Annotated in this window: 13 protein-coding genes; 9 read left to right on the forward strand and 4 right to left on the reverse strand. The window is 69.1% G+C overall.

All coding sequences use genetic code 11. The annotated features are described in order from the left end of the window. Positions 1–29 precede the first annotated feature (29 nt). The 6 genes from ACFWHU_RS01190 (at position 30) to ACFWHU_RS01215 (ending at position 7,738) form a co-directional block, all read left to right on the forward strand. The gene (locus tag ACFWHU_RS01190; RefSeq protein ID WP_387223016.1) at positions 30–446 is read left to right on the forward strand and encodes an SsgA family sporulation/cell division regulator; all 417 of its coding nucleotides are present in this window, start codon (positions 30–32) and stop codon (positions 444–446) included. Between the two features lie 268 nt (positions 447–714). Then, positions 715–2,349, forward strand: coding sequence for an ABC-F family ATP-binding cassette domain-containing protein (locus tag ACFWHU_RS01195; RefSeq protein ID WP_387223019.1), 1,635 nt, complete (start codon positions 715–717; stop codon positions 2,347–2,349). Positions 2,350–2,406: 57 nt separating this feature from the next. Beyond that, complete coding sequence (locus ACFWHU_RS01200; protein WP_385799044.1) at positions 2,407–4,695, forward strand: ATP-binding cassette domain-containing protein; 2,289 nt, start codon at positions 2,407–2,409, stop codon at positions 4,693–4,695. 90 nt (positions 4,696–4,785) lie between these two features. Continuing rightward, positions 4,786–5,562 (forward strand): dimethylargininase, encoded by a 777-nt coding sequence (ddaH, locus tag ACFWHU_RS01205; RefSeq protein WP_387223021.1) that lies wholly within the window; start codon positions 4,786–4,788, stop codon positions 5,560–5,562. A 115-nt stretch (positions 5,563–5,677) separates the two neighbouring features. Further along, on the forward strand, positions 5,678–6,652 hold the full coding sequence (locus ACFWHU_RS01210; RefSeq protein ID WP_385799040.1) for an acyl-ACP desaturase: 975 nt from the start codon (positions 5,678–5,680) through the stop codon (positions 6,650–6,652). Positions 6,653–6,820: 168 nt separating this feature from the next. Next, positions 6,821–7,738, forward strand: coding sequence for a chitosanase (locus ACFWHU_RS01215; protein ID WP_385799038.1), 918 nt, complete (start codon positions 6,821–6,823; stop codon positions 7,736–7,738). A gap of 102 nt (positions 7,739–7,840) precedes the next feature. Here ACFWHU_RS01215 and ACFWHU_RS01220 read toward each other — a convergent pair whose 3' ends face one another. The 3 genes from ACFWHU_RS01220 to ACFWHU_RS01230 all read right to left on the reverse strand — a co-directional run bounded on the left by ACFWHU_RS01220 (position 7,841) and on the right by ACFWHU_RS01230 (position 10,172). Next, positions 7,841–8,137 (reverse strand): WhiB family transcriptional regulator, encoded by a 297-nt coding sequence (locus ACFWHU_RS01220; RefSeq protein ID WP_385799036.1) that lies wholly within the window; start codon positions 8,135–8,137, stop codon positions 7,841–7,843. A 79-nt stretch (positions 8,138–8,216) separates the two neighbouring features. Then, positions 8,217–9,014: a VOC family protein gene (locus tag ACFWHU_RS01225; protein WP_385799034.1), complete on the reverse strand. Its 798-nt coding sequence runs from the start codon at positions 9,012–9,014 to the stop codon at positions 8,217–8,219. 129 nt (positions 9,015–9,143) lie between these two features. Beyond that, entirely contained in the window at positions 9,144–10,172 is a 1,029-nt protein-coding gene (locus ACFWHU_RS01230) for a multicopper oxidase domain-containing protein (protein WP_385799117.1), read from the reverse strand. Positions 10,173–10,375: 203 nt separating this feature from the next. On the opposite strand from ACFWHU_RS01230, the gene ACFWHU_RS01235 reads away from it, so the two are divergent. From ACFWHU_RS01235 to ACFWHU_RS01245, 3 genes are all read left to right on the forward strand, one after another. Continuing rightward, the gene (locus ACFWHU_RS01235; RefSeq protein WP_387223027.1) at positions 10,376–12,853 is read left to right on the forward strand and encodes a ThuA domain-containing protein; all 2,478 of its coding nucleotides are present in this window, start codon (positions 10,376–10,378) and stop codon (positions 12,851–12,853) included. A 62-nt stretch (positions 12,854–12,915) separates the two neighbouring features. Beyond that, complete coding sequence (locus ACFWHU_RS01240) at positions 12,916–15,072, forward strand: OmpL47-type beta-barrel domain-containing protein (protein WP_385799115.1); 2,157 nt, start codon at positions 12,916–12,918, stop codon at positions 15,070–15,072. 168 nt (positions 15,073–15,240) lie between these two features. Beyond that, the gene (locus tag ACFWHU_RS01245) at positions 15,241–16,674 is read left to right on the forward strand and encodes an MFS transporter (protein WP_387223030.1); all 1,434 of its coding nucleotides are present in this window, start codon (positions 15,241–15,243) and stop codon (positions 16,672–16,674) included. A 52-nt stretch (positions 16,675–16,726) separates the two neighbouring features. Here the strand turns inward: ACFWHU_RS01245 and ligD are convergent, their stop codons facing one another. After that, entirely contained in the window at positions 16,727–17,758 is a 1,032-nt protein-coding gene (ligD, locus tag ACFWHU_RS01250; RefSeq protein WP_387223033.1) for a non-homologous end-joining DNA ligase, read from the reverse strand. Positions 17,759–17,816: the final 58 nt, after the last annotated feature.

Consider the following 17,816-nt stretch of genomic DNA (forward strand, 5'->3'; position numbering starts at 1 on the left):
CGCCCGAGCCGTGCGAAGGGGAGCTGGCCTTGTCCAACGTCATCGAGCAGGCCCTGCAAGCCCGGCTGGTCGCCTCGGCGCCGCAGCTGGAGACCGTTCCCGCCACCCTGCGCTACGACGGCGAGGATCCGTTCGCCGTGCGGATGGCGTTCCCGCCCACGGCGACGCTGGAGGGCACGGAGGTGTCCTGGGCGTTCTCCCGCGAGCTGCTGACCGTCGGGATGGACGAGCCGGCCGGACTCGGGGACGTACGGGTGCGGCCGTTCGGCTACGACCGTACGGTCCTGGAGTTCCACGCCCCCGAGGGCGTCGCGATGGTCCATGTCCGTACGTCGGAGGTGCGGCACTTCCTCGACCGCTCCCTGGGCGTCGTCCCGGTCGGCCGCGAGCATCTCCATCTCGATCTGGACCACGACCTCGCCGAGTTGCTGCGCGACGCCTGCTGAACCACTCAAACGACCGACCCGCCACCAGCCACCAGCCAAAAAACGCGTTGCCTCCTCCCCGGCGCGCTCGTACGGTGTTCAGCGTTCCTGTTGTCACCGAACGGAGTAGGACGTTGCTCTTCTGAGGTCCTGAGACACCGTGCCGCGCGGCTTTCCGCCCGCGCGCACCGCGTGCGACCTCGGCGATCGAGCCGTCCCTTCCCCGGTGCCCCACGCCGGTGTCTCCCACCGTTGCCCCGCATCCTTTTCGCAGCAGCCAGGAGACCGTATGTCTACTTCCCCCCAAATCACCTGCTCCGCGCTCTCCTTCGGCTGGCCCGACGGAAGTGTCGTCTTCGACGACCTCCAACTGGCCGTCGGTCCCGGCAGAACCGGCCTCGTCGGAGTCAACGGGTCAGGGAAATCAACCCTGTTGAAGCTCATCGCCGGAGCGCTCGCCCCCACGGGTGGCCGGACGGACGTGGTGGGCGAGATCGGCTACCTCCCGCAGAACGCCGTTCTCGACACCGCTCTGCGCGTCGACCAGGCGCTCGGTATCGCGGGCACCCGCGCCGCGCTGCTCGCCGTCGAGGCGGGCGACGCGAGCGAGGAGAACTTCGCCGCCGTCGGCGACGACTGGGACGTCGAGGAGCGGGCGCGCGCCACCCTCGACCAGCTCGGGCTCGGACATGTCGGCCTCGACCGCACCATCGGCGAGGTGTCCGGCGGCGAGTGCGTCCTGCTGCGGCTGGCGGCCCTGCTGCTGGCCCGGCCCTCGGTGCTGCTGCTCGACGAGCCGACGAACAATCTGGATCTGCACGCGCGTCGGCGGCTGCACGCGGCCGTCGCCGCCTGGTCCGGCCTGCTGGTCGTGGTCAGCCACGACCGCGAGCTGCTCGATCTCGTCGACCGGATCGCGGATCTGCGGGACGGCGAGGTCACCTGGTACGGCGGGAACTTCTCCGCGTACGAGGAAGCCCTCGCCGTCGAGCAGGAGGCCTCGAAACGGATGGTGCGTGCCGCCGAGGGCGACGTGCAGCGGCAGAAGCGCGAACTGGCGGACGCGCAGGTCAAGTTGGCCCGGCGGAAGCGCTACGGACAGAAGATGTGGGACACCAAGCGCGAGCCGAAGGCGATCATGGCCCAGCGCAAGCGCCAGGCGCAGGTCTCGGCGGGCAAGCACCGCGTCATGCACACCGCGAAGCTGACGGAGGCCCGGGAGCGGCTCGACGAGGCGGTGGAGGCGGTGCGCGACGACGACGAGATCCGGATCGAGCTGCCCGCCACGGAGGTCCACGCCGGTGTCGGCGTGCTGCGGCTGCGCGAGCTGGAGCTGCGGTACGGCGCGCGGGCGGCGGGTGAGTTCGCGATCCACGGCCCGGAGCGGATCGCGCTGGTGGGACGTAACGGCGCGGGCAAGACGACGCTGCTGCGGACGGTCGCCGGGGAGCTGGCCCCGGTCTCCGGCGAGGCCGAGACGCTGGTGCCGACGCGCTTCCTGCCACAGCGGCTCGATGTCCTGGACGACGCGCTGAGCGTGGCGGGGAACGTCGCGCGTTTCGCGCCCGGCGCCACCGACAACGAGATCCGGGCGCGGCTCGCCCGCTTCCTGTTCCGGGGCGCGCGGGCGAACCAGCCGGCCGGGACCCTGTCGGGCGGGGAACGGTTCCGCGCCTCGCTCGCCGCCCTGCTGCTCGCTCAGCCGGCCCCCAGGCTGCTGATGCTGGACGAGCCGACGAACAATCTCGACCTGGCGAGCGTGCGCGCGCTCACGGCGGCGCTCGGGTCGTACCGCGGCGCGCTGGTCGTGGCGAGCCACGACGTGCCGTTCCTGGAATCGATCGGCGTCACCCGGTGGCTGCTGCTCGACGGCGAGCTGCGCGACACCACGGCGGAGGAGGTACGGGCAGGTCAGACCTCCTGAGGATCTCTTCGGGAAACCGGACAGGAGCTGTCTGGTTTCCCGATTAGGTTCGGGCGCATGCCACAGAACATCACCATCGTGGGCGCCCGTGAGAACAACCTCAGGAACGTCTCGCTGACCATCCCCAAGGACCGGATCACCGTCTTCACCGGCGTCTCCGGCTCCGGCAAGTCCTCGATCGTCTTCGACACCATCGCCGTGGAGTCACGGCGACAGCTCAACGAGACCTTCACGGCGTACATCAGGAACCGGCTGCCCAAGTACGAACGGCCGCACGTCGAGGCGATCGACGATCTGTCGGTCGCGATCGTCATCGACCAGAAGCCCGTCGGCGGCAACGTCCGCTCCACCGTCGGCACGATGACCGACATCTACTCGGTGATCCGGGTGCTGTTCTCGCGGTACGGCACGCCGAGCGCGGGGGCGGCCACCGCGTACTCCTTCAACGACCCGTCCGGCATGTGCCCGGAGTGCGACGGCGTGGGCCGCGTCGTGCGCCTCGACCTCGACCGCGCGTTCGACTGGTCGAAGTCCCTGAACGGCGGCGCGCTGCTGCTGCCGGGGCTGACGGTGGGCGGCTGGGAGTGGAAACTGTACGCCGGGTCCGGGCACTTCGACCCGGACAAGCCGATCGACCAGTACACCGCCGAGGAGCGTCAACTGCTCCTGCACGGCGGTGATTTCACCGTCAAGGTGGAGATGAAAACGGGATCGGCCGACATGCGGTTCGAGGGCGTCGTGGGCCGTTTCACCCGGCTGTTCCTCAAGCGCGACACGGCCGGCATGTCCGAGAAGCGCAAGGAGGCCGCGAGCCGTTTCACGTCGGAGCGTGTGTGCGAGGCGTGCGGCGGGGCCCGGCTGAACGAGGCGGCGCTGGCCACCCGTATCGACGGCCTGTCCATCGCCGACTTCACGCGGATGGAGGTCGCCGACCTGGCCGAGGTACTGGCGCGGATCGACGACCCGGTGGCGACGCCGATCGCCGCCGCCGCTCGCGCCCGGCTGGACCGGCTGGTCGGGATCGGACTCGGCTATCTGAGCCTGGACCGGGAAACGACGACACTGTCCGGCGGTGAGGGACAGCGGCTCAAGATGGTGCGCCATCTGGGGAGTTCACTGACGGGGCTCACATTCATCTTCGACGAGCCGAGCGTCGGCCTGCACCCGCGCGACGTGGGACGGCTGAACGATCTGCTGCGGCGGCTGCGCGACCGGGGCAACACGGTGCTGGTGGTGGAGCACGACCCCGATGTGGTGGCGATCGCGGACCATGTCGTCGACATGGGGCCGCGGGCGGGCGCGGACGGCGGACAGGTGGTGTTCGAGGGGACCGTGGAGCGGCTGCGGGAGGCCGACACACTCACCGGGCGGCATCTGGTGAGCCGTACCCCCATGAAGGAGCGCTTCCGCTCCCCCACCGGCCAACTGCCGGTGCGCGGAGCCGCGTTGCACAATCTGAAGGGCATCGACGTACAGTTCCCGACCGGTGTGCTGACGGCGGTGACCGGTGTCGCGGGGTCGGGGAAGTCGACGCTGGTCTCGGAGGTCTTCACGGCCGCCCACCCGGACGCGATCGTCATCGACCAGAGCGCGATCACGGCCTCGTCGCGGTCCACCCCGGCGTCGTACATCGGCGTCATGGACACCGTCCGCAAGGTGTACGCGAAGGTGAACCGCGTCCAGCCGGGGCTGTTCAGCTTCAACTCGTCGGGGGCATGCGCCGAGTGCGCCGGTCGCGGGATCATCTACACCGATCTGGCGTTCATGGATCCGGTGACGACCGTCTGCCAGGTGTGCGAGGGCCGGCGGTTCAACGACGACGTGCTCGCGCTCAAGGTGGGCGGCAAATCGATCGTCGACGTCCTGGACATGACGGCCGCTCAAGCGATCCCGTTCTTCCAGGAGTTCAGCGGCGACAAGGCGCTGCTGCGCAAGCTTCGGACCCTGAACGACGTGGGCCTGACCTATCTGACGCTCGGCCAGCCGCTCAGTTCGCTGTCCGGCGGGGAGCGGCAGCGCATCAAACTGGCGACCCAACTGCACCGTACGGGCAGCGTGTACGTCCTGGACGAGCCGACCACCGGGCTGCACATGGCGGACGTGGGCACCCTGCTGGCACTGCTCGACCGGCTGGTGAACGCGGGGAACTCGGTGATCTGCGTCGAGCACAACATGGATGTGGTCAAGCGGGCCGACTGGGTGATCGACATGGGCCCGGACGGTGGCAAGCACGGCGGCGAGATCGTGTTCGAGGGCACGCCGGGCGAACTGCTGCGCCACCCCAAGTCGTTCACGGCGCAGTACCTCCGGCGGGAGCTGGGCCTGTCGGACCCGTCCGGCGACTGAGGACGAACCCGCTGCCGCGCGGACCCCTGCTGACTTAGCGTGGTCGTCGCCGCCCCGGCCGGGGCGGCGACGATCCGTCCGGAGGTCCCTATGCCCAGCAGGAAAGCCTTGATCCGACGCCCCGGCCCCCGTCTCACCGAGGGTCTGGTGACCCATCTGGAGCGCACTCCCGTCGACGCCGGACTGGCCCTCGCGCAGTGGGAGTCGTACACACACGCGCTGCGGGCGCACGGCTGGGAGACGACGGAGGCGGCGCCGGCCGACGACTGCCCGGACGCGGTGTTCGTCGAGGACACGGTGGTGGTGTTCCGTGACGTCGCGCTGATCGCGCGTTCCGGCGCCGAGTCGCGCCGGCCGGAGACGGCGGCCGTGGAGGAGGCGCTGAGCGCGCTCGGCTGCTCGGTCGAGCGGGTACGGGAGCCGGGGACACTCGATGGCGGCGATGTCCTGAAGGTCGGCGACACGGTGTACGTGGGCCAGGGCGGGCGGACGAACGAGGCGGGCGTACGGCAGGTGCGCGCCGCGTTCGAGCCGCTGGGCGCGCGGGTCGTCGCCGTACCGGTGAGCAAGGTGCTGCATCTGAAGTCGGCGGTGACCGCGCTGCCGGACGGCACCGTGATCGGCCATACGCCGCTCGTTGACGATCCGTCGCTCTTCCCGCGTTTCCTGGCCGTTCCCGAGGAGGCGGGGTCGCACGTGGTGCTGCTCGGTGGCAGAAAGCTGCTGATGGCGGCGAGCGCGCCGCGCAGCGCCGAGTTGTTCGCGGATCTCGGTCTTGAACCTGTTCCGGTCGACATCAGCGAGTTCGAGAAGCTCGAAGGGTGCGTGACCTGCCTCTCCGTACGGCTGCGTGACCTGCGCGCATAACCGCGCGTAGGCGGGCATCGCGTATCCGGGCTTGGCTCCCGCCTTATCGCGCCCTTAACCTACGGTCACGTAACCTACGAACCCGTAGGTACTACTCCCGTCCCCAGGAGCACCCGTGACACTCACCTCTCCCCATCTCGGCAGTTCTGAGGCGTGGACCGACGCCCGGTTGCTGTACGCGCTGGAAGAGGTGGTGGAGAAAGAACTCAACCGCCATCTCAAGGTCGCCAAGGACTGGATGCCGCACGAGTACGTGCCCTGGTCCGACGCCCGCAACTTCCCCGGGTTCTTCGAGGACGGCACGGTCTGGGAGCCGGAGCAGTCCAAGGTGACCGACATCGGCAAGATCGCCCTCGTGGTGAACCTGCTGACGGAGGACAACCTCCCCAGCTACCACCACGAGATCGCCAGCCTCTTCGGCCGCGACGGAGCCTGGGGCACCTGGGTGCACCGCTGGACCGCCGAGGAGGGCCGGCACGGCATCGTGATGCGCGACTACCTGCTCGCCTCGCGTGCCGTCGACCCGGACAAGCTGGAGCAGTTCCGGATGGCGCACATGGCGGAGGGCTTCGAGTCGGACAACCGTCACTCGATGCTGCACTCCGTCGCGTACGTCGCCTTCCAGGAGCTGGCGACCCGCGTCTCGCACCGCAACACCGGCCACCAGTCGGGCGACCCGGTCTGTGACCGGATGCTGGCGCGTATCGCCACCGACGAGAACCTGCACATGGTCTTCTACCGCAACCTGCTCGGCGCGGCCTTCGAGATCGCACCGGACCTGACCATGCAGGCCGTACGCGACGTGGTCGTGCAGTTCCGGATGCCCGGACACGGCATGCCCGGCTTCGAGCGCGCCGCCGCGCAGATGGCGATCGGCGAGATCTACAACATGCGGATCCACCACGACGACGTACTCCAGCCGGTGCTGCGCTATCTGAAGGTGCTCGACATCGACGGGCTCGGTCCCGAGGGGCTCAAGGCACAGGAGGAGCTCGGTCTGTACATGGGCGGGCTCGACTCGGAGGCGAGCAAGTTCGACGAGAAGCTCGCCGCCCGCAAGGCGCGGATGGCCGCGCGCGCCGCGGGCTGACCCGGTACGGCGCGTCCGGGCGTCACCGCCGGCGCCCGGACGCCGGAACGCCGAGGCTCCGGCCCATCCAGGGTCACCAAGGCTTCAGCACGCTTCCCACCAGGGTGTGTTGGCACTGAGGGGGAGCTCCCCACGGGTGTTCGAATCCGGCATCGTACGCTTTGCGGCGTGAAGCCTGTCACCCGTCTCTTCCTCATAGCCGCGCCCATCGTTGTCGTCGTCTCCGTCGTCTTCGGCGGAGGCGACGACTCCGCAGTGCTGGCCGACAATCCGCCGGAGAACACGGCGAGCGCCGCTCCCAACCCCCTCGCCTCCGCGAGCGACGGCGAGAAGGAGAAGCTGGAGGAGCGGATCAGGAAGATGCCGCCCGGTCTCGCGGCCCCCGGCAAGAAGGAGATGGCCGCCCAGATCGTCGCGAGCGCGGAGAACTCCACGCTGGACTGGCGCGGCCAGTACGACGCGATCGAGGACCTGGACGACGGCAACGGCTACACGGCCGGGATCATCGGATTCTGCTCGGGCACCAACGACATGCTCCAGCTCGTCGAGGAGTACACGAAGCACCACCCGGACAACCCGCTGGCCTCGTACCTCCCCGCGCTGCGCGAGGTCGACGGTACGGACTCGCACGACGGGCTGGACCCGGGATTCACGGAGGCGTGGGCGACGGCGGCCGGGGATCCCGCCTTCCGCAAGGCGCAGGACAGCACGCGGGACCAGGTGTACTTCGACCCGGCGGTTCGGCTGGCGAAGATGGACGGCCTGAGCACGCTCGGCCAGTTCATCTACTACGACGCGATGGTGCTGCACGGCCCCGGTCTGGAGGCGGGCGGCTTCTACGGCATCCGGCACGCGGCGATGAAGGAGGCGAAGACGGCGGCCGAGGGCGGCTCCGAGAAGAAGTACCTCAACGCCTTCCTCGACGAGAGCCGGCACGTGATCAAGACCAAGGTCACGGAGACACAGCGGGACACCTCGCGCATCGACACGGCGCAGCGGGTCTTCCTCAAGGACGGCAACATGGACCTCGCGTCGCCTCTGCGATGGAAGATGTACGGCGAAACGTTCCAGCTCCCCGCTTCCTGACCGGTCCTGACCCGCGGTTGTCCGGAGTCGACCGGATCCCCTCTGATCGGACCGGCCGGACTGGCCGGACCGACCGGCCGACCGGGTGAACAGGTCACCGCCTCAGGCGACTTCGGCCGTCCGTGTCCCGGTACCGGCGCGTCGCAGGCGCTCGCGCTCCTTCTCCGACAGACCGCCCCACACCCCGAAGCGCTCGTCGTTGTCCAGGGCGTACTCCAGACACTCCAGGCGCCCGTCGCAGGCACCGCAGAGCTGCTTCGCCTCGCGGGTCGACGAGCCGGGGGCCGGGAAGAAGAACTCGGGCCCGGTCTGGGCGCACAGGGCGCTCTCCTGCCAGGCGAGTTCCTGCCCCGTGCGCCCGGTGATGCTGGTGAGGGAGTTCATGGGATTGATCGGCATGGCACACACGCTGCCTGGTGCCGATAAACATTCGATCAATGACCTGATGGGCAACCGTCGGAGAGGCGCCCTTGCCCGCTCACGCGTCCTGCGAGGCGCCCTGCATGAACGCCAGACGCGCGCCGTACGGGTCGCTCACCACGGCGAACCGGCCGACGCCCTCGATGTCCGTGGGCTCCTGCACGGTCGTGCCGCCCAGCCGGTCCGAGGCCGCCACCGCAGCATCGCAGTCGCTCGTGCCGAAGTACAGGAGCCAGCTCGGCCCCGTCGCGGCGGAGCCGGGAACGGCGTCGGTGGGCACGATCCCCGCGAACATGCCCTCCGAGCCCTTACCCGCCGGGTGGACCATGATGTAGTCGCCCCCGCCTCCGGGCATCGGCATGGTGGTGGTCTCCCAGCCGAAGGCGGACCCGTAGAAGCTGATGGCGGCGGTCGTGTCCGGGGTGGAGAGCTCGGCCCAGCAGAGGCTGCCCGGGGCGTCGACGGCCTCCAGGCCGCTGTTCTTCCCCGGCTGCCAGGTGGCGAAGGATGCCCCGGCCGGGTCGGCGCAGAGCGTCATCCGGCCGAGGTCCTCGACATCCATCGGCTCGTTGACGACCGTGCCGCCGTTGTCCTTCACGGCCGAGGCGGTGGCCGTGGCGTCGGAGGTCTGGAAGTAGAGCGTCCAGGCCGGCGGGGCCTGCTCGGCCGGGAGCTGCATGGCCCCGGCGACGGTCTTGCCGTCCAGCTGGAACATGCCGTAGCCGCCGAACTGGGGCCCCGCGGATACGTGGTTCCAGCCGAGGACGCCTCCGTAGAAGGTCTTCGCACCCTCGATGTCGGGCGTGGCGAGATCCGCCCAGTTCGGTGAACCTTGCACATAACGGGTGGTGAGCATCGTCGCTCCTTCGTGAGGGCCCCCGCTCTTGCCCTCCCGAGTCTGCTACCGATCGGGTCCCCCCGCATGTGTACACGGGGGCCCGCCCGGCGGGCCGCTGAGCGGTCCGCCAGGCGCCGGCCTCGCCCGTCAGTGACCCGCGTGGGAGCCCTGGGCGCTCGCGCCCTTCGAGTCCTTCGCACCCTTCTTCGCCGCAGTCGGGTGGTGCGGCTCGTAACCGGGGATGGTGCCGTCCGGCTTGGCGATCAGGAACAGGCCCGCCATGCCGTTGTCGGAGTGGCTCTGTACGTGGCAGTGGTACATCCACGCGCCCGCTCCGACCCCCTCGCCCGCGATGATCTGGAGCCCGAAGGAGTCCGCGGGGCCGGTGATCTTGTTGTCGATGATCCGGCTGGTGTCACCCGCGCCGCCGAGCAGGCCGGTCCTGTTGTCCGCCCAGCGATGACCGTGGATGTGGAACGTGTGGTAGAACTCGCCGTGCGTGATCATGATGACTTCGAGGCGGTCACCCACGGTGGCCTCGAAGTTGGGGCTCTGGGCGCCCGGCAGATTGTTGATCTGCATGTCGTTGAAGACGATCGTGAACTGCTTGTCGGGCAGAATGTCACCCTCCCGGCGGACCACCAGACCGCCGTACAGCCCCTGCCTGATGCCGCCGGTGCCGTGGTCCGTGCCGACGACGTGGTCGTGGTAGTGCCAGTAGCCCGCGCTGCCCTCGCGGTACGTGCCGTCCGCGCGCTTGCCCGGCTTGTGGGTGCGCCAGGTGTACGTGCGCTTGCCGCCCGGCGGAACGTGACTCTTGTTCATACGGGTGCCGTCGTTGGCGATGTCGTAGTCGACACCGTGCACATGGAGGCTGGCGTCGATGTCCGTGAGGTTGGTGAACTCGATGTGGACCGTGTCGCCCTCGACGATGTCGATCAGCGGCCCGGGGACCGTCGCCTTGCCCTTCTCGAAGCCGTAGCCGATCTTCCCCGTGCCCAACCGCTCGGCCACCATCGTGAGATGGTGCACCTTGCCTCCGGCGGGTGCCCGCTTCGGGCCCGCCGCGGCGGCCATCGGCGCGGGGGCGGCCGAGGCAACGGACAACGATGTCACGCCAGTTGCCGCGACCGCGCCGCCGGCCACCAGGCGCCGGTTGAAACTCCTTCTGTCCATCGCCATGCCGAACTCCCCACGTGCGGTGCTGAGACTTTCGGGACAGAGTGAAGCCCCGGGACGGCCACACGGTAGCTCGGGGATCTTCGTTTATCCACACTCAGGACAAAGTTAGTTCCATTCCGGTGATACCTCTTGGCTCACCGCCCAAAGAGGTCTAGCTTCACGCCTGTTGCTGTGACCAAAGATGGGTGGGTGAACACATGCAGCGCGTACCACATCGCCGGTCAAGATCCCGGCGCGCAATGGCCGCGGCCGTGGTGGCCGGGACGATGGCCGCGTCTCTGCTAGGCGGAAACGCCATGGCCGGTCCGTACCCTGAACCGCCGTCGACAACGTTGTCCCTTCCTTCGCCGCCCGGCGGCAAGGACGTGAAGGTACTCGTCTTCTACGGCTCGACGTCCGAGGAATCCCCGATCGTCAACGCCGGAATCGAGGCCATCGAGAAGATCGGCATCTCCGGCCCCGCCGCACATCGGTTCAAGACCGAGACCAACGGTGACGGTTCGGTCTTCACCAACGCCACCAAGCTCGGCAAGTACAACGCGGTCGTCTTCCTGACGGGCGGCGGCGACGTACTGGATCCCGAGCAGGAGGCGGGACTCGAAGCCTTCGTCGAGGCCGGCGGAGGCTTCCTCGGCATCCGGGACGCGGCGCGTACCGAGCCTTACTCCGACTGGTTCACCGGGCTGATCGGTGCCCGTCCCGCCTCGGCCAGCCCGGACTCCGTCCAGCGCGCGACCGTCGAGGTGGGTGACCGTCAGCACCCCGCGACCAAGAACCTCCCGAAGGAGTGGAAGCGCTCCGACAAGTGGTTCAACTGGGACAAGAACCCGTCCGGCGACGTGCACACCGTGGCCCGGCTCAGGGAGAGCACCTACAAGCCGGGTGAGGGCGCCAACGGCGCGGACCACCCGATCTCCTGGTGCCGTGACTACGACGGCGGCCGGTCCTTCTACACGGGCATGGGCGCCACGGTCGACTCGTACGCCGAGGCCGACTTCCGCGACCACCTGCGTGGCGCACTCCAATGGACCACGCGCATCTCGCGCGCCGACTGCAAGGCGACGATCAACGCCAACTACGCGGCCGAGCGCGTCACTCAGCCCAACAAGCCGGGCGAGTCGGACCAGATCGGCGAGCCGCACGGCACCGTCGTGGCGCCCGACGGCCGCGTCTTCTACATCGGCCGCGGCGGCGGCGACAACACCCAGCCCGTGGTGACCGACTGGGCCAACCCGGACATCGGCAAGGGCGAGGGCCAGATCCACGTCTACGACCCGAAGACCAAGAAGGTCACCAAGGCCGGCGGCCTGACCATCTTCGGCAACAAGGGCGGCGGCGACGAGCTGGTCAAGAACGAGGAGGGCCTGCTCGGTATTGAGCTGGACCCCGACTTCATGACCAACGGCTGGGTGTACCTGCACTACACACCCCACTCCGAGATCAACCGTGACACCCGGATGGCCGAGCGCCGCGTCTCCCGCTTCACGCTGGACCTCGCGACGAACAAGCTCGACCTCGCCACCGAGAAGACCCTGCTCGCCTGGCCGGTGCAGATCAACAGCTGCTGCCACTCCGGTGGCGGCATGGCCTGGGACTCCGAGGGCAACCTCTACATCGCGACCGGGGACAACAACTCCTCGCAGTTCAGCGAGGGTTACTCGGGCAACAACCCGCAGCCGAACTACAAGGGCGTCTCCTTCGCGGACGCGCGCCGTACGGCCGGTAACACCAACAACCTCAACGGGAAGATCCTGCGGATCCACCCCGAGGACAACGGCACGTACACCCTGCCCGACGGCAACCTCTTCACGGGTGAGGAGACCGCCGAGGGCGGCGACAAGACCCGCGGCGAGATCTATGTGATGGGTGTCCGCAACCCGGCACGCATCTCCGTCGACAAGAAGACCGACACCCTTTACGCCGGCTGGGTCGGCCCCGACGCGGGCGCCCCGAGCACCACCTGGGGCCCGGCGAAGTACGACACCTTCGCCGCCATCACCAAGGCGGGCAACCAGGGCTGGCCGTACTGCATGGGCAACAAGCAGCCCTACCGTGACCGCAACCTGCCGGACCCGACGAAGCCGCTGGGCTGGTACAACTGCGACGCGCCGAAGAACGAGTCGCCGAACAACGACGGTCTCGTGAACATCCCGCCGATCACCGGCAACACCATCTGGTACTCGCCCCAGGGCGGCGCGCCGGACTTCCCGCGTGACGCGAACGGCGTCCCGAGCTACAAGGCGGAGGAAGCGACCTACCTCCTCCCGTGGCTCAAGGGCGGCGGCCAGGCGACCATGAACGGTCCGCTCTACCGATTCGACGCCGCGAACGCGACCGCCGACAGCTGGCCGTCGTACTGGGACGGCAAGTGGTTCGTGGGCGACTTCTACGACCAGACCCAGCCGCGGCACGCGGTCGAACTCGACCCGAAGACCGCGGGCAAGGGCGGACTGCCCGTGCACGCCGAGTCGCTGAAGAAGATCATTCCGGTCGGTGACAGCGGCATCCGTAACCTGATGGACTGGAAGTTTGCTCCGGACGGCTCGCTCTACGTACTGGACTACGGGCGTGGCTTCTTTACTTCGGACGCGAAGTCGGCACTGTGGCGTGTGACGTACAAGGGCGGCGAGGCCACTCCCGCCGCCGCGGATCTGGCAAGGAAGGCGGCGCAGTGAGACAGGGTGGCGCAGCGAAAAAACGACCTCTGCATCTGTGGACGGCCCTGCTGGGCTCGTTGATGCTGGTGCTGGGGCTGACCTCCACACAGGCGTACGGACGCGACGACAACCGGCAGGCTGCGGCGGCCCAGGTACTGAACTGGACCGCGGGCAACTCCACCACGGAGTACCTGACGTTTCCGAAGACGGCCGTCGCGGGTCCCGCGACGATCGTCTTCGAGAACAGCAAGGCCACCGGCAACACCACGTCGATGCCGCACACGGTCACGTTCGACACGTCGAACCCCGACTACAACAACGACGTGACGCTCAACCTGATGGCCAGCCCGGACGACGCTCAGGGCGGCAAGCAGACGGCCGAGGTCAACCTGACCGTAGGCACCTACCGGTACTACTGCACGATACCGGGACACGGCATGATGACCGGCATCATCACGGTCACCGAAGGTGGCGGCGGCGAAGACACCACCGCGCCCGAGACCGCTGTCAAGCTCGACGGCGATCAGAATGAGGCCGGCGCCTACATAGGCCAGGCGTCGGTGACGCTCTCCGCCACCGATGCCGGATCGGGTGTCGACAAGATCGAATACGCGGTCGGGGCCGACGGCGAATGGCAGCTCTACACCACACCAGTGGTGGTCAACACGGTCGGTGATCACGCGATCAGATACCGGGCCACCGACAAGGCGGGCAACGTCGCCGCCGAGAAGACTGCCGAGTTCAAGGTCGCCGCACCGCCCACGGACGACACCACCGCGCCGGAGACCTCGGCGACGGTGACCGGCGAACAGGACGCGAACGGCGCCTACCTCGACATGGCCACGGTAACCGTGACCGCGTCGGACGCCGGTTCCGGTGTCAACAAGATCGAGTACGCGATCGGCGCCGACGGGGCCTGGCAGGCCTACGACGCGCCGGTGATGGTCCACGAGGTGGGCACTCACAAGATCCGTTACCGCGCGACCGACAAGGCCGGCAACGCCGCGGCCGAGAAGGCCGTCGACTTCACCGTGGTCACCCCTCCGGCGCAGGACACGACCGCGCCGGTCTCCACGGTGGCGGTGAGCGGTGACAAGAACTCCGACGGGGCGTTCATCACGAGCGCCACGGCGACCATCAAGGCCACGGACGACGACTCGGGTGTCGAGAAGATCGAGTACTCGCTCGACGGTGGTCCGTACCTCGCGTACACCAAGCCGGTGATCGTCGACGCGGTGGGCTATCACAAGCTCGCGCACCGTGCGACGGACAAGGCGGGCAACACCTCGGCCGCCAAGGAGGTCACGTTCACCATCGCCAAGGGCGGTGGCGTTCCGGCCCCCAACTGCCCCGAGTACGACGTACGTCTGACGGTCATCGTCGGCGCCGTCGACACGGGTGTGCCGAACCGTCTCACCACCAGCCGGTGCACGATCAACGAGCTGATCGAGGACGAGAAGGACTGGTCCTCGCAGGCTCTGTTCCTCAAGCACGTCGAGTCGGTGCTGACCAAGCTCAAGACGGCCGGTGTCATCGACCAGCGCGAGTTCACGAAGATCACGAAGGCCGCCAGGCAGTCGAAGATCGGCCGGCCGGGTCAGACGACCGGCTACCGCACGCTCTTCGACGGCACGGACGCCACCTTCTCCAAGTGGGCTCAGGTCGGCGGCGGCAAGTTCGCGCTCTCCGCGGACGGTGCCATGACGAGCAGCACCACCGTCCAGGGCATGGGCATGCTGTGGTTCCCTGAGCGGAAGTACGACGACTTCTCGCTGAAGCTCCAGTTCCGTGACGACGCTCCGGGTACGGGCAACGCCAACGGCGGTGTGTTCGTGCGCTTCCCGAACGTCAACGGTCATCCGCTGGAGAGCCGGCCGGAGTGGGTCGCCATCAACTACGGGCACGAGGTCCAGATCCTGGACCGCCCGGACGGCGACATCTACAAGACGGGTTCGATCTACGGCTTCGACCGCGTGGGTCTGGCCGGTGCTGCCGTCACTCCGAAGGGCACCTGGAACGACTACGAGATCAAGGTGGTCGACCAGCACTACACCATCCTGCGCAACGGTGTCGTGATCAACGAGTTCGACAACATCGGCGGGCAGGAGTTCACTCCGCCGCGCGCCGGTGACGTGGGTACCGACGGCCGGCGTTACTCGTCCGGTTATGTCGGTCTCCAGGTGCACGGCACGACGGACGTCATCTCGTACCGCGACATCCGGATCAAGCAGCTCTGACCTGGCGCGTCCTTGACGGGATGCGTCAGTAGGAGGATGTGCGAAAGAGGTGCCCCCTCCCTTACGGGAGGGGGCACTTCGCCGTTCACGGAACTGGCGGGCGGGGAGGCGGCGGCCACGCGAAAACGGATGGCGGGGGCGCGCGGCGCGCGTATAGCTTGAGCGCCCGTGACTGATCAACTGAAGGTGGCGTCCGGGGCGCCGGGGCCCGTCGAGGGCGAACCGGCCGCCGCGGAGGGGCTGTTCTCCGGAAGGTACGCCTCCGTCACCGCCGGTTTCGCCGTGGTGATGTTCCTGACCGGGTTCGCCGCGCTCGCGGTGATGCCCATCCTGCCGGCCGCCGCGCGCGATCTGGACGGCGTGTCGCTGTATCCGCTGGTGGCCGGCTGCTTCGTGGCCGCGAGCCTGCTGGGCGGGGTACTCGGGGGCTACTGGGCGGACCGGGCCGGCGCCCGCCGTCCGCTGGCGGCGGGAGTGGCGCTGTCGGTGGTCACCCTGCTGGTCTCCGCGACCAGCGGCTCCGTCTGGCAGTTGGCCGCCGGGCGCTTCCTGGACGGTCTCGCGGGCGGCATGGTGGCGGTGGCGGTCAACACCGCCGTCGCCCAGGCGTACCCGGAGCGGCTGCGGGCGCGCGTACTGGCCCTGATGAGCACCTGCTGGCTCGTGCCGTCACTGGTGGGACCGCCGCTGGCGGGGCTCGTCGTCACCTGGTGGTCGTGGCGTGCGGTCTTCTTCGGCCTGGCGGCGCTGACCGTGCTTCCGGCGGTGGCCGTGGTGGTCCTGCTGCGCGGCCGTGCCTGGCGGGCCGCGCCACTGCCGGCGGAGGACCGGCCGCCGCGACCGGCGCTGACGGTCGCGCTCGCGGTGAGCGTGGGCGCCGCGCTGGGGCAGTACGGCGTCTCCGGCTGGGACACGCGGCGGCTGCTGTGCGCGGTGGCGGGTCTCGCGCTGATGGCGGTGTTCGCGGCCCGGCTGCTGCCGCCGGGCACCTGGCGGGCCGGCCGGGGGCTGCCCGCGACGGCCCTGTTGCGTGGCCTGAGTTCGGGCGCCTTCTTCACACTGGAGGCGTTCGTGCCGCTGTTCCTGATCAGCGACGGGAGCGTGCCCGCCGTGGTGACGGGGCTGGCCTTCACGGGCGCCGCCGTGGGCTGGGCGGCCTCGTCCTGGGTGCAGGCCCACACGCTGGCGCACTGGCCGCGCCACCGTCTGGTGGTGACCGGGGCGTCGGTGATGGCGCTGGCCGCCGTGCTGGCCGTCGTGGGGACGCTGCCGACGACGCATCCGTACATCGCCGCGTCGGCGATGGTCGTGGCGGCCCTGGGGATGGGCCTGCTGGCCCCCTCGGTGACGCTGCTCTCGCTCGTGCACAGTCCGCCGGGCCGGCAGGGCTACGCGAGCAGCGCGCTCCAGACGACGCAGAACCTGGGTCAGATCGCGGTGCTGGGACTGGGCTCGGCGCTGTTCAACGGCTTCCTGGCGGCGGGGGCCGAGGGTGTGGCGTACGGCGCGGTGTTCGGGATGCTGGTGGTACCGGGCGTCCTGACGGCACTGCTGGCGACACGGGCGCGGGGGGACCAGCTCTCGCGGGGCGACCAGCTATGAAGCCCGTACGGCGATTGAGAACAGAGAAAGCAGCCGTACGGCGATCGAGGACTCAGTGGGTGTCCGGTGTGTCCGGTCGCGCGCGGCTCGGTTGGACCCGCTTCGGTTCGCCCGGCATCTTCGGATAGTCCGGCGGGTACGGCAGATCGCCGTGGCCGTGGTCCCGCTCGTCCCGCGCCGCCAGCTCCAGCAGGCCATCCAGGCTGTACGCCTCGGAGTCCATGTCCGCGTGCGGATCGCCGAGTTCGGCGAAGCGGGTCCGCATCGTCATGATGTCGAAGTCGCGCGGGGCGATATCGTCCAGCTCGTCCCAGCGCAGCGGCGCGGAGACCGTGGCGTACTGGTTGGGGCGTACGGAGTAGGCCGACGCGATGGTGCGGTCGCGCGCCGTCTGGTTGTAGTCCACGAAGATCCGCTCCCCGCGCTCCTCCTTCCACCACGCCGTGGTCACCCGGCCGGGCATGCGCCGCTCCAGCTCCCTGCCGACGGCGATCGCGGCGCGCCGTACCTGGGTGAAGGTCCAGCGCGGTTCGATCGGCACGAACACGTGCAGGCCGCGTCCGCCGGAGGTCTTGGGCCTGCCGTGGAGACCCTGCTCCTCCAGGAGGCCGTGCAGTTCGTGGGCGGCCCCGACGGCGTCGTTGAAGTCGGTGCCCGGCTGCGGGTCCAGGTCGATGCGCAGTTCGTCGGGGTGCTCGGTGTCCCCGCGCCGTACGGGCCAGGGGTGGAAGGTCAGCGTGCCGAGGTTCGCCGCCCAGAGCACGGCGGCCGGTTCGGTGGGGCAGATCTCGTCGGCGGTGCGTCCGCTGGGGAAGGCGATACGGGCGGTGGGGATCCAGTCGGGCAGGTTCTTCGGCGCCCGCTTCTGGTAGAAGGACTCGCCGCCGATGCCCTCGATGTACCGCTGGAGGGTGGTCGGCCGGTCCCGCAGGGCGCGGGTGATACCCTCCCCCACCGCGATGTAGTACCGGGCGACGTCCAGCTTGGTGAAGCCCCGCTCGGGGAAGTAGATCTTGTCCGGGCTGGACAGCCGCACGGCCCGCCCGCCGACTTCCAGCTCCATCGCCGCGCCCTTGCTCGCCATACGCGCCACCGTAGGCCTGGCTCCCCCGGCCCGCATATCGGGCGGACCGGCCTTCTCC

It is taken from the genome of Streptomyces sp. NPDC060366 (genome assembly GCF_042725135.1).
In the GTDB taxonomy this organism is placed as follows: Bacteria; Actinomycetota; Actinomycetes; order Streptomycetales; family Streptomycetaceae; genus Streptomyces.

Excerpts from the sequence above, each read along its gene's own strand:
- ACFWHU_RS01195 (WP_387223019.1), top strand. The coding sequence starts at position 715 with ATGTCTACTTCCCCCCAAATCACCTGCTCCGCGCTCTCCTTCGGCTGG.
- ACFWHU_RS01200 (WP_385799044.1), top strand. The coding sequence starts at position 2,407 with ATGCCACAGAACATCACCATCGTGGGCGCCCGTGAGAACAACCTCAGG.
- ddaH (WP_387223021.1), top strand. The coding sequence starts at position 4,786 with ATGCCCAGCAGGAAAGCCTTGATCCGACGCCCCGGCCCCCGTCTCACC.
- ACFWHU_RS01220 (WP_385799036.1), bottom strand. The coding sequence starts at position 8,137 with ATGCCGATCAATCCCATGAACTCCCTCACCAGCATCACCGGGCGCACG.
- ACFWHU_RS01225 (WP_385799034.1), bottom strand. The coding sequence starts at position 9,014 with ATGCTCACCACCCGTTATGTGCAAGGTTCACCGAACTGGGCGGATCTC.
- ACFWHU_RS01230 (WP_385799117.1), bottom strand. The coding sequence starts at position 10,172 with ATGGACAGAAGGAGTTTCAACCGGCGCCTGGTGGCCGGCGGCGCGGTC.
- ACFWHU_RS01235 (WP_387223027.1), top strand. The coding sequence starts at position 10,376 with ATGCAGCGCGTACCACATCGCCGGTCAAGATCCCGGCGCGCAATGGCC.
- ACFWHU_RS01240 (WP_385799115.1), top strand. The coding sequence starts at position 12,916 with ATGCTGGTGCTGGGGCTGACCTCCACACAGGCGTACGGACGCGACGAC.
- ligD (WP_387223033.1), bottom strand. The coding sequence starts at position 17,758 with ATGGCGAGCAAGGGCGCGGCGATGGAGCTGGAAGTCGGCGGGCGGGCC.